The organism is Rhodoplanes sp. SY1 (assembly GCF_046000175.1).
Taxonomy (GTDB): Bacteria; Pseudomonadota; Alphaproteobacteria; order Rhizobiales; family Xanthobacteraceae; genus Rhodoplanes.
Window position 1 is genome coordinate 1 of the sequence record NZ_JBEOMB010000544.1, and the last position, 1,082, is coordinate 1,082.

Genomic DNA, 1,082 nt, shown 5'->3' on the forward strand with positions numbered 1-1,082 from the left:
GGAGACGACCGCCGGCAGGCGCAGAACCGGCGCCGTCGCGAGCCGTCCGGCCAGAATCTCCGCACCGTCGCTCGGCGCCGCTTCGGCACGCGGCTCGAACCGCCAATCCGGCGCCCCGCCGAACAGGGGCGAGGGAGCGATCTGCACGTCGCCGCGCCGGCCGCGGCTCGCGAGGAACTTCTCCAGCGCCGATATCTGCGAGTCGTAGATGTAGGGCTTCGAGCGGAAGTTCATCGCGGTCGAGGCCGCGTGCATGCGCCAGGAGTAGAGAATCTCCGGCAGATGCAAGGGGACGTGCCCGGCCGCGAGGAACCGCATGAACGTGTCCCAGTCGTGGCTTCCCTCGGCCCGCGCATCGTCGTAGCAGCCGACCGCGAGGGCGATCTGCCGGTCGAACGCCGTCAGATGGGCGATGTAGCAGGAATGGACGAACAGGACCGGGTCCCAATCGGGCTTGATGTAGGGATCGCGCGGATAGGTCCCGTCCGTTCTGTCCTCGTCGGTGTAGATCAGCGGCGGCCGGCCGGCCTGCTCCAGGAAGCTCGCCACCGTCCGCAGCCCGTCCGGGAAGATCAGGTCGTCGCTGTCGACCGGCAGCACGTAGTCGCCGCCGGCCGCCAGGAGGCATCGGCGCATGCCGCCGATGATCCCGAGATTCCGCTCGACCCGGTCCAGGCGAACGCGCGGATCGCGCGCGATCTTGGCCAGGACGTCGCGGGTCTCCGGCCGCGACGAGCCGTTGTCGAGGATGCACCACTCGAACGGCTGGTCGTGGTCCTGCCCGAAGACCGTGGCGGCGAGGTCGGCGACCTGCACCGGATCGGTGTCGTAGACGGTCGTGATCAGGCTGAGCCGCAGGTCCGGCGAGGCGGGCCGATACAGCGTGCGTCGGGCGACGGCGCGTTCGACATAGAACGGCGGGCTGCGCTCGATCTCGTCCGAGGAGCGCACGAAGGCGACCGGCGCCGGCAGATCGATCCTCTCGGTCCGCGGGACGATGCCGTCACGACGCAGCTCGGCCATCACCTTGGGCAGCACGCCGGTGAGGCTCTCGATCCAGGTGCTCGGCAGGGCGAGAGCCG

Annotated in this window: 1 protein-coding gene; it reads right to left on the reverse strand. The window is 70.0% G+C overall.

What is annotated here, in order from left to right; genetic code table 11:
* Positions 1-1,082: glycosyltransferase (locus ABTU92_RS30845; RefSeq protein ID WP_408095322.1), on the reverse strand; the 1,082-nt coding region annotated here is incomplete at both ends.